The following is a 9,517-nucleotide window of genomic DNA, read 5'->3' as shown; positions in this document are numbered from 1 at the left end:
GAACGATATCGCGCGCCCAGAACGATAGGAGAGGTCATGCCCACCCGTCACGCCGCCCCAGGGGCGCAACGTCCGCTCAGCCTGTTGTTCTCCACCTGGGAAGGCGGTGGAACCCTGCCGCCGGTGCTCGCTGTCGCCGAGAAGATGCTCGCCCGCGGACACGCCGTCCGCATCCTGGCCGAGGACTGCCAACGCGCGGACTGCGAGGCGGCGGGGGCGACCTTCATCGGCTGGGCACGCGCCCCCAACCGGCCGGACCGTTCCCGCGGGACCGACCCGTTGCGCGACTGGGAGGCCAAGAGCCCACCCGAGGCGATCGGCCGGATGGTCGCCAGGGTCATGGCCGGGCCGGCGCTGGCCTACGCGCAGGACCTGGTGCAGGAGTTGGCGCAGCGGCCGGCGGACCTGGTCGTCACGTCCGACATGCTGATGGGCGTGCTTGCCGGCTGCGAACGGCTGGGCCAGCCGGCGGCCGTCCTCTCCACCAACATCTGCATCTTCCCCTTGCCGGGGTCGCCGCCCTTCGGCGGCGGCCTGGCGCCGCCGCGGGACGCCGAGGAAGAGCGGGTGCTGGCCGAGGTCCGCGCTGGCGTCGGCCAGCTGCTCGACACCGGCCTGCCGGCGCTGAACGCGGCGCGCGCCGAGCTTGGCCTGAAGCCCCTGGAGCACGTCGCCGGCCAGTTCAAGGCGGCCCGCGCGCCGCTGCTGCTGGCCACCAGCGAGGCTTTCGATTTCCCCTGGCGCGATCGACCGGACTGGGTGCGCTATGTCGGCCCGCAGATCAGCGACCCGCCGGCCGCGCCGGCTTGGATCTCGCCCTGGGGCCAGGACGCGCGGCCGCTGGTGCTGGTCGGCTTCTCCACGAGCTTCCAGGACCATGTCGGCGTGCTGCAGCGGGTGCTCGACGCCCTGGCTGGCCTGCCGGTCCGCGTGCTGCTGACAACCGGCGAGACGATCGACCCGGGCGAGCTGGTCCCCGGCCCCAACGCCGTCGTCGTGCGGCAGGCCCCGCACGTGGCGGTGATGGCGGAGGCCGCCCTTGTGATCACTCACGGCGGGCACGGCACCCTGATCCGCGCCCTCGCTCAGGGCCTGCCGAGCCTGATCCTGCCGCACGGCCGCGACCAGGAGGACAACGCCCGCCGCGTCACCGAGCGCGGCGCAGGTCTACGCCTGCCGGCCCAGGCCGCGGTGGAGGAGATCGCCGCGGCGGTCCACCGGCTGCTCGCCGAACCCGCCTTCGCCGAAGCCGCAAGCCGGCTGGGCCTGCGCGTCCGGGCGGAGGCGGAGGCCTCACCGATCGTGGAGCTGTTGGAGGCTCAGGCGCGCGCGCTCGCGCCCGCCTAAGGCGTGGGCGCAAGCAGCGCCTTGAGCCGCGCCTCCAGCGCCCCGGCGTCCTTCAGCTCGCACTCCCACAGCGTCTCCGCGCGCCAGCCCATGGCCGCCAACTCCTCGCCGTTGCGGGCGTCGCGGGCGCGGTTGCGGTCGACCTTGGCCAGCCAGTAGTCGCGGTTCTGCTTCGGGACCCGCGATCCGCGGGCGCAGTCATGGCCGTGCCAGAAGCAGCCGTGGACGAAGAGCGCAAGCCGGCGCCCCGGCATCGCCACGTCGGGCGAGCCCGGCAGGTCCTTGCGGTGCAGCCGATAGCGTGCGCCGAGCCGGGTCAGCGCCCGGCGCACGATCATCTCGGGCCCCGTGTCGCGGCCCTTCACCCGCCGCATGACCGCCGAGCGCTGGGCCTTGTCGAAGACGTCGGTGGAGTCCTGCGTCACAGCCCTTCGAACAGCGCGGTCGAGACGTAGCGCTCGGCGAAGCTCGGGATGATGGCGACGACCAGCTTGCCGGCCATGTCGTCGCGGCTGGCGACGTCGAACGCCGCCGTCAGCGCTGCGCCGGAGGAGATGCCGACCGGGACGCCGTCCTCGCGGGCGACGCGCCTGGCCATGGCAAAGCTGTCGTCGTTGGTCACCTGGACCACCTCGTCGATGATCCCGCGGTCGAGGATCGAGGGCACGAAGCCCGCGCCGATGCCCTGGATCTTGTGCGGGCCGGGCGGGCCGCCCGACAGCACCGCCGAGTTCTCGGGCTCGACCGCGATCATCCGCACCGAGGGCTTGCGCGCCTTCAGGACCTGGCCGACGCCGGTGATGGTGCCGCCGGTGCCGACGCCGGAGACCACCGCGTCGACCCGGCCTTCGGTGTCGTTCCAGATTTCCTCGGCGGTCGAGACCCGATGGATCAGCGGGTTGGCGGCGTTGTCGAACTGCTGCGGCATCACCGCGCCGGGGATGGCGGCGACCAGCTCCTTGGCGCGGGCCACGGCGCCGGCCATGCCCCGCTCGGGCGGGGTCAGCTCGAGCTTGGCGCCCAGCAGCAGCAGCATCTTGCGCCGCTCGATCGACATGCTCTCGGGCATCACCAGCGTCAGCCTGTAGCCCTTGGCGGCGGCGACGAAGGCGAGCGCGATGCCGGTGTTGCCGCTGGTCGGCTCGACGATCGTGCCGCCGGGCTTCAGCACGCCCTTGGCCTCGAGGTATTCGATCATCGCCACGCCGATGCGGTCCTTCACCGAGGCGATCGGGTTGAAGAACTCGAGCTTGGCGACGACCTCGCCCTTGGGCTTCAGCGCCGCCGACAGCCGCGGCAGGCGCACCAGCGGCGTGTCGCCGATGGTGTCGATGATGGAGTCGTAGATCTTGCCCCGTCCGGCGCGCGTGTAGCGGGCGGCGTCGTAGACCTTGTCGGGGGTGGCGTCCATGAAACGGACCTTTCGTCGAGGAGGCGGCCTTCGCCGCCGACCCTAAGCATTCCGCTAGGATTTGGAAGATGCCCCCTCATGGGGAAGCTCCCACAACTGAAACCAACACCGTCATCCCGGCTCTCCGCTGCGCTCCGGGCGGGATGACGGACAAAAGGGCCCTCCGGGTGAATGCCGCATCGCCAAGCGGGCGATTTGCCAGCATAAACCCTCGCCATGCGCGCCTCGCTCGCCGAACCCGATTTCGATCCGCTGGACGAGGCCCCAATGGACCAGGCTAGGGCCATCCTGCGGCGCACCTTCGGTCATGCGGACTTCCGCGGGCTGCAGGCCGAGGTGATCGGCGAGGTGCTGGCCGGGCGCAGCGCCCTGGCCGTGCTGCCGACCGGCGGCGGCAAGAGCGTCTGCTACCAGATCCCCGCCCTGATGCGTCCGGGCCTGGGCCTGGTGGTCTCGCCGCTGATCGCGCTGATGGCCGACCAGGTCGCGGGGCTGCAGCAGCTGGGCGTCGCCGCGGCGCGACTGGATTCCAACATCGACCCGGGCGAAAAGGCCGAGACTTGGCGGCGGATCGAGGCCGGCGAGCTCGACCTGCTGTACGTCTCGCCCGAGGGCCTGATGCAGCCCTGGATGCTGGAGCGGCTGTCGCGCACGCCGCTGGCGCTGATCGCCATCGACGAGGCCCACTGCGTCAGCCAGTGGGGCCACGACTTCCGCCCCGAGTACCGGATGCTGGGGCGCTTGGCCGAGCTGTTCCCGAACGTGCCGCGGCTGGCGGTCACCGCCACCGCCGACAACCGCACCCGCGAGGACATCCGCGCCGAGCTGCGGCTGCAGGAGAGCCGCGAATTCGTGGCGAGCTTCGCCCGCCCCGAGCTGATCCTCTCGGCCGAGCGCAAGCAGGGCGGCGCGCAGAAGCGGGTGGTCGACCTGGTGACCGCCCGCCCCGGCCGCTCCGGCGTGGTCTACGCCGGCTCGCGCGAGGGAACCGAGCGGATCGCCGAGGCGCTGCGCCAGGCCGGCGTGCCGGCGCTGGCCTACCACGCGGGCCTGGAGCGGAACGTCCGCAGCCAGCGGCTCGAGCAGTTCCTGGAGGCGGACGCCGCGGTGATGGTGGCGACCATCGCCTTCGGCATGGGGGTCGACAAGCCGGACGTCCGCTTCGTGATCCACGCCGACCCGCCGGCCTCGATCGAGGCCTACTGGCAGGAGATCGGCCGCGCCGGCCGCGACGGCGAGCCTGCGGAGGGCATCACCCTCTACGGCTCCTCCGACCTCGCCTGGGCGCTGCGCCGCACCGGCGAGCGCGAGGTCGACGAGGCGGTCAAGCAGGTGCAGGTGCGCAAGGTGCGCCAGCTCTATGCCCTGCTGGAGGGGACCAGCTGCCGGCCGGCCGGCGTGCGCCGCTACTTCGGCGAGGCCAACGTCGAGCCCTGCGGCCAGTGCGACATCTGCGTGAGCCCGCCGGATTCGAAGGACGCCACCCAGGCGGCCCAGAAGGCGCTGTCGGCGGTGCACCGGCTGGGCGGGCGGTTCGGCCGCGGCCGGCTGATCGATCACCTGCTCGGCAAGACCAAGGACGTCACCGCTCACGAGGCGGCGATGTCGACCTTTGGCGTCGGCCAGGAGTTGTCCGCCGTCGAATGGCGCGACCTGGTCGAGCAGCTGCTGTTCGAGGGCCTGCTGCGCGAGGATCCCAACGACGGCCGCCCGCTCCTCGGGCTCGGCGACGCCGAGGGCGTGCGCGGGGTCTACCGCGGCGAGCGCCAGGTGCTGGTCCGCGCCCAGGCGGCGCCCGCGCGCCAGAAACGGGCGCGCAAGAGCCGCGAAGCCGCGGCCCAGATGTCGCCGGCCGACCAGCCGCTGTTCGAGGCGCTGCGCGCCTGGCGCGGCCGCGCGGCCAAGGCGCAGGCGGTGCCGCCCTACGTCATCTTCCACGACCGCACGCTCACCGAGATCGCCCAGGCCAGGCCAGGCTCGCGCGCGGCCCTGGAGCGCATCTCCGGGGTCGGCGAAGGCAAGCTCGCCCGCTACGGCGAGGCGGTGCTGGAGGTGGTCCGCAGCTTCGCCGAGTAGCCCGGCGCGCCCTTAGGCCGCGACGAGCGGATCGGCGGATGCGATCGTGGACCCCTCGTGGGCGATCGGCCCGCTCATCTCCTCGAAGCGGAACAGCCGGGCGGCGCGCGCGCCGTCGAAGTCCAGCACCCGCAGGTCGTCCGTCTCGGCCAGGCTGCGCGCCACGATGTCGAAATGCATGCCGTAGCGCGCCTGGGCGAGCGGCAGCGGCGCCTCGTAGGCGAGGAACTTGTCGATCCCCTTGCCGGCGAGCTTCGCCAGAAGCTCGGGATCCTCGATCGAGGCGTGGGAGGTGAGGATCACCAGCGAACCGCCGCCGGTGAACAGCATGAACACATGCATGGCCGACACTCCTCCTTTCAAGCGGCCGGGCGGATGCCGCGCTTCGGCTCGGCTCCCGGCCGCCCGTGCGGCTTCGGCGCCGGCTTGGCGGTCTCCAGGCCAAGGGCGGTGACCCCGGCCACGCCGCCCAGGTTCATCGTCTCCACCGCCGTCGAGGGCACGATGACGATGGTCGAGTTCTGCTTCAGGCCCTCGTAGAGCATGTTCATCGCCCGCAGGTGGAAGGCGGTCGGATCGTCCGCGTAGGTGCGCGCCGCCTCCTGGAACTTCTCGGCCACCTGGCGCTCGGAGTCGCCGAGGATGATCCGCGCCTGCCGTTCGCGCTCGGCCTGGGCCTGCATCGACATGGCGTCCTCCAGGCCCGGCGGAATCAGCACGTCCTTCAGCTCGACCGAGATGACGTCGACGCCCCAGGGGCGCGCGCGCTCGTCGATGATGCGGCCGAGCTCGCGGCTGATCTTCTCGCGGCCTTCGAGCATGTCGGCGAGCATGGTCTTGCCAATCACGTCGCGCAGCGCGGTCTGCGCCGCCCAGGCGACGGCGGTGTGGTAGTCCTCGACCTCGAGCGCGGCGCGCTCGGCCTCGACCACCCGCCAGAACAGCACGGCGTCGACATCGACCGGCACCGTGTCCTTGGTGAGCGTCCGCTCGGCCTTGAAGGTCGTGGTCATCACCCGCAGGTCGATCCAGTAGGGCACGCTGTCGACGACCGGGATGATCAGGAAGAGGCCCGGCCCCTTGAGCGCGATGAAGCGGCCCAGGCGCAGGACGATGGCGCGCTCCCACTGATTGGCGACCTTGATCGCCGCCGCCAGGGCGTAGCCGGCGGCGAAGCCCGCCGCGGCGATCCAGCCGCCCAGCAGATAATGGCCGGCGCCGTACGCGCCCCAGGCGACGCTGAGGCCGAGAAGGCTCGCGATCATGAAGACGGAGAACGGAATTGCGCTGGCCTGCCGCATCGGACCTGCCCCAGGTTCGAAAGGCGCAGCCCTGGGCGGGGCGCTCAGACAGCCCGCCTCTCCATCCTGCAGAACGTGCAGCTCAGGCCATTGTTGCGTCCAAGCCGCGGCGTCCCCAGCAGCGCGCCGTCGGCCGCCAGCCTCTGGGCGGTGAGGGCTGGCGCCGTCCGGGCGTGGCGGCGGCTCGTCCTAGACGTCGACCTCGGCGTCCAGGGCGTTCTCCTGGATGAACTCGCGGCGTGGCTCGACCAGGTCGCCCATCAGGCGGGTGAACATGTCGTCGGCGTCGTCGGCGTGGCTGACCTTGACCTGCAGGAGGGTGCGGACGTCGGCGTCGAGGGTGGTCTCCCACAGCTGCTCGGCGTTCATCTCGCCCAGCCCCTTGTAGCGCTGGATCGTCAGGCCCTTGCGGCCGGCGTCCATCACCGCGGTGACGAGGTCTATCGGGCCGCGGACGGTGGTCGACTTGTCCTTGCGCATGAAGGTCGCGGGCCGCGCGAACACCTCGGACAGCTCCTTGGCGCGCTCGGCCAGCCGCCGCGCGTCGGCGGCGTGCAGCAAAAGCTCGTCCAGCACCAGGCGCTCGGAGACGCCGCGCTTGATGCGGCTGAAGGCGTAGCCGCCGCCGGCGGCGGGCTCGCCGCTCCAGGCGCCGTCGCCCTCCTCGGCGTAGAGGTCGAGGCGCTGCGCGGCCGCGGCCGGATCGCCGCCCTCGACCAACAGGCCCGCCAACGCCGCCTGCTCGATGGCGAAGGCGGGCGCGCGCGCCGCCAGCCGCTCGACGTTGGCCTTGGCCCCGCGCGAGGTCTGCACCAGGCCCAGGAGGTCCTGGCCGATGAGCCGCTCGCCGCTCGAAAGGTCGAGGTGCGCCTGGTCGATGCCTTCGTCGATCAGATAGGTCTCGAGCTCGGAGTCGTCCTTCAGGTAGCGGACCTGTTTGCCCTTGGCGGCCTTATAGAGCGGCGGCTGGGCGATATAGAGATAGCCGCGCTCGATCACCTCCGGCATCTGCCGGTAGAAGAACGTCAGCAGGAGGGTGCGGATGTGGGCGCCGTCGACGTCGGCGTCCGTCATGATGACGATCTTGTGGTAGCGGATCTTCTCGATGTCGAAGTCCTCGCGGCCGATGCCGGCGCCCAGCGCCGTGATCAGCGTGCCGACCTGGTCCGACGACAGCATCTTGTCGAAGCGCGCCCGCTCGACGTTCAGGATCTTGCCGCGCAGCGGCAGGATGGCCTGGTTCTCGCGGTTGCGCGCCTGCTTGGCCGAGCCGCCGGCCGAGTCGCCCTCGACCAGGAAGATCTCCGACTTCGACGGATCCTTCTCCGAGCAGTCGGCCAGCTTGCCGGGCAGGTTGGTGATGTCGAGCGCCGACTTGCGGCGCGTCAGTTCCCGCGCCTTGCGCGCCGCCTCGCGGGCGGCGGCGGCCTCGGCGATCTTCTGGACGATGGTCCTGGCCTCGTTCGGGTGCTCCTCGAACCAGGTCGAGAGCCCCTCGCTGACGAGGTTCTCCACCGCCGGGCGCACCTCGGAGGAGACCAGCTTGTCCTTGGTCTGGGACGAGAACTTCGGATCGGGCACCTTGACCGAGAGCACGCACGTCAGGCCCTCGCGCGCGTCCTCGCCGGAGACCGAGACCTTCTCGCGCTTGGCCGCGCCCGAGCTTTCGGCATAGCCGGTGATGATGCGGGTCAGCGCCGAGCGGAAGGCCGCCAGGTGCGTGCCGCCGTCGCGCTGCGGGATGTTGTTGGTGAAGCAGAGGACGTTCTCGTGGTAGCCGTCGTTCCACCACAGCGCCAGGTCCAGCTCGACGTTCTCCTTCCGGCCACGGACGATGATCGGCTGCTTGATCAGCGGGGTCTTGGCCTTGTCGAGGTGGCGCACGAAGGCTTCGATGCCGCCCTCGTAGCTCATCACCTCTTCGAACGGCTCGGCCTCGCGGTGGTCCTTCAGCCAGATGGTCACGCCGGAGTTCAGGAAGGCAAGCTCGCGCAGCCGGTGCTCCAGCGTCTTGCGGTCGAACTCGATGAAGCTGAAGGTCTCGGTCGAGGGCATGAAGGTGACCTCGGTGCCGGACAGGAATTCGCCGTTGGCCCGCAGCGGCGCCTTGCCGGTGACCGCCAGCGGCGAGACCGGGTCGCCCCGGCGGAACTCCATCTCGTGCGCCAGGCCGCCGCGGTAGATCTTCAGCTTCAGGAAGTCGGACAGCGCGTTGACCACCGAGACGCCGACGCCGTGCAGACCGCCGGAGACCTTGTAGGAGTTTTGGTCGAATTTCCCGCCGGCGTGCAGCTGGGTCATGATGACCTCGGCGGCGGAGACGCCCTCGCCCTCGTGGATGTCGGTGGGAATGCCGCGGCCGTCGTCGGTCACGGTGCAGGAGCCGTCGGCGTTCAGGATCACTTCGACCCGCGTGGCCCAGCCGGCCAGGGTCTCGTCGATGGCGTTGTCGACCACCTCGTAGACCATGTGGTGCAGGCCCGAACCGTCGTCGGTGTCGCCGATGTACATCCCTGGCCGCTTGCGCACCGCATCCAGGCCTTTCAGGACCTTGATGGACTCCGCGCCGTACTCGGCCTGACCATTGGAATCGGGGCCATTGCCGTTCGTCTCGATCTCTTCGCTCATGCTTCGTCCGGTTCGGGGTCGCCGTCGGAGGTTCCGGGCCGGCTCGGCCCTCGACGCCCTTGGGTGGGACTGCCCTGCGCCTCGCGCGCCTGCGCGCGTGCGCGGTTTCCTAGAGTGTCCAGCTATATAGGAAATGGCCGGTGATTCTGCATCTATTTGGCGCGGCGGCGCGCTCGTCCGCAGGCTGAACAAGCTCGCGGCGGAAGCGCGCGGATTCGCCACGCCCGGGCCCAGGATGGTCGACGAGCTGGAGTGCGTCGCCTCCGTGCTGCTGGCCGTCGCCTTCGGCCACCTGGCGGACGCGCACAACATCTCCTGGGCCGCCTTCTCCGGCTACATGGTGATGCGCGGCCACGTCTCCGACACCCTGGTCCGCGGCCTTCTGCGGATCGCCGGCACGGGGCTCGGCGCGCTGCTGGCGCTCGCGGTCACGCCGCGGGTCGCCGCGAGCCCCTGGCGGGCGGCCGGCGCGCTGGCGATCGTCGGCGGCCTGACGCTCTATGGCGCGATCACCCGGCGCCACGCCTACGCCTGGCTGTTCGTCGGCCTGACCTTCGAGATGATCCTGCTGGACCAGATGACGCATCCGGGCGCGCCGCTGGTCTCCGTCGCCGCGACCCGCGCCCGCGAGGTGATCGCCGGCACGACAGCCTGCATCCTGGTGAGCTGGCTCTCCACCCGCTCGCTGCGCCGCCGCTGGCCGGGCGCGCCTCAGCCGCAGCCGGCGCGCCTCGGCTGGAGCCCGGACGCCGCA

Annotated in this window: 8 protein-coding genes; 3 read left to right on the top strand and 5 right to left on the bottom strand. The window is 71.3% G+C overall.

Features of this window, described 5'->3' with window-relative positions:
- The first annotated feature begins 36 nt into the window (after positions 1-36).
- The gene (locus VJS38_RS06210) at positions 37-1,347 is read left to right on the top strand and encodes a glycosyltransferase (RefSeq protein WP_324087285.1); all 1,311 of its coding nucleotides are present in this window, start codon (positions 37-39) and stop codon (positions 1,345-1,347) included.
- Here VJS38_RS06210 and VJS38_RS06205 read toward each other — a convergent pair.
- Together VJS38_RS06205 and cysK are read right to left on the bottom strand one after the other, a co-directional pair.
- On the bottom strand, positions 1,344-1,721 hold the full coding sequence (locus tag VJS38_RS06205) for a very short patch repair endonuclease (protein ID WP_414692415.1): 378 nt from the start codon (positions 1,719-1,721) through the stop codon (positions 1,344-1,346). The two genes, VJS38_RS06210 and VJS38_RS06205, sit on opposite strands and share 4 nt — an antisense overlap.
- A 47-nt stretch (positions 1,722-1,768) precedes the next feature.
- Positions 1,769-2,758, bottom strand: a complete 990-nt coding sequence (gene cysK / locus VJS38_RS06200; protein WP_324087283.1) for a cysteine synthase A — start codon at positions 2,756-2,758, stop codon at positions 1,769-1,771.
- Positions 2,759-3,025: 267 nt separating this feature from the next.
- Here cysK and recQ point away from each other — a divergent pair, with 267 nt between their 5' ends.
- Positions 3,026-4,834 carry a DNA helicase RecQ gene (gene recQ, locus VJS38_RS06195; protein ID WP_324087286.1) on the top strand — a complete coding sequence of 603 codons (1,809 nt, stop codon included), beginning with the start codon at positions 3,026-3,028 and terminating at the stop codon, positions 4,832-4,834.
- Positions 4,835-4,846: 12 nt separating this feature from the next.
- On the opposite strand, the gene VJS38_RS06190 is transcribed toward recQ, so the two are convergent.
- The 3 genes from VJS38_RS06190 to gyrB all read right to left on the bottom strand — a co-directional run bounded on the left by VJS38_RS06190 (position 4,847) and on the right by gyrB (position 8,763).
- Positions 4,847-5,176 (bottom strand): hypothetical protein, encoded by a 330-nt coding sequence (locus VJS38_RS06190; protein ID WP_324087282.1) that lies wholly within the window; start codon positions 5,174-5,176, stop codon positions 4,847-4,849.
- A 17-nt stretch (positions 5,177-5,193) separates the two neighbouring features.
- The gene (locus VJS38_RS06185; RefSeq protein WP_324087281.1) at positions 5,194-6,135 is read right to left on the bottom strand and encodes a slipin family protein; all 942 of its coding nucleotides are present in this window, start codon (positions 6,133-6,135) and stop codon (positions 5,194-5,196) included.
- Between the two features lie 189 nt (positions 6,136-6,324).
- Complete coding sequence (gyrB, locus tag VJS38_RS06180; RefSeq protein ID WP_324087280.1) at positions 6,325-8,763, bottom strand: DNA topoisomerase (ATP-hydrolyzing) subunit B; 2,439 nt, start codon at positions 8,761-8,763, stop codon at positions 6,325-6,327.
- 133 nt (positions 8,764-8,896) lie between these two features.
- On the opposite strand from gyrB, the gene VJS38_RS06175 reads away from it, so the two are divergent.
- The coding region (locus VJS38_RS06175) for an FUSC family protein (protein WP_324087279.1) at positions 8,897-9,517 on the top strand (621 nt) is incomplete at its 3' end.

The organism is Phenylobacterium sp., assembly GCF_035276905.1.
Lineage (GTDB): Bacteria > Pseudomonadota > Alphaproteobacteria > Caulobacterales > Caulobacteraceae > Phenylobacterium.
Note: the sequence above shows the minus strand (reverse complement) of the source record. Positions and strands in the feature narration are given on the sequence as shown.

Excerpts from the sequence above, each read along its gene's own strand:
- VJS38_RS06190 (WP_324087282.1), bottom strand. The coding sequence starts at position 5,176 with ATGCATGTGTTCATGCTGTTCACCGGCGGCGGTTCGCTGGTGATCCTC.
- gyrB (WP_324087280.1), bottom strand. The coding sequence starts at position 8,763 with ATGAGCGAAGAGATCGAGACGAACGGCAATGGCCCCGATTCCAATGGT.
- VJS38_RS06210 (WP_324087285.1), top strand. The coding sequence starts at position 37 with ATGCCCACCCGTCACGCCGCCCCAGGGGCGCAACGTCCGCTCAGCCTG.
- recQ (WP_324087286.1), top strand. The coding sequence starts at position 3,026 with ATGGACCAGGCTAGGGCCATCCTGCGGCGCACCTTCGGTCATGCGGAC.
- cysK (WP_324087283.1), bottom strand. The coding sequence starts at position 2,758 with ATGGACGCCACCCCCGACAAGGTCTACGACGCCGCCCGCTACACGCGC.
- VJS38_RS06185 (WP_324087281.1), bottom strand. The coding sequence starts at position 6,135 with ATGCGGCAGGCCAGCGCAATTCCGTTCTCCGTCTTCATGATCGCGAGC.
- VJS38_RS06205 (WP_414692415.1), bottom strand. The coding sequence starts at position 1,721 with ATGCGGCGGGTGAAGGGCCGCGACACGGGGCCCGAGATGATCGTGCGC.